The 281-nt window shown below is 50.5% G+C and carries 1 protein-coding gene; it reads left to right on the top strand.

Features of this window, described 5'->3' with window-relative positions; genetic code table 11:
* Window positions 1-281 (top strand): hypothetical protein (locus AABA86_RS34380; RefSeq protein ID WP_338309910.1); only part of this gene is annotated, 281 nt, incomplete at both ends.

Below are 281 nucleotides of genomic sequence, written 5' to 3'. Positions count from 1 at the left end.
GGAACCCAGAAGTTGGCAGTATTCCAGTGGTGAATGAATTCACGGATGTTTTTCCTGGCGATGTACCTGGATTGCCGCCTGTGCGCGACATTGAGTTTGCTATAGACATCGTACCGGGAACAGGGCCGATTTCGATTGCACCATATCGTATGGCACCTGCGGAGCTAGTGGAATTGAAGTCCCAACTCGAAGATCTTCTGTGGAAGGGATTCATACGACCAAGCGTTTCACCTTGGGGAACGCCAGTCTTATTGGTGAAGAAGAAGGACGGGAAGTCGAGA

It is taken from the genome of Bradyrhizobium sp. TM233, from assembly GCF_036247965.1.
Classification (GTDB): domain Bacteria; phylum Pseudomonadota; class Alphaproteobacteria; order Rhizobiales; family Xanthobacteraceae; genus Bradyrhizobium; species Bradyrhizobium ottawaense.
This window is presented reverse-complemented; position numbering and strand designations above follow the sequence as displayed.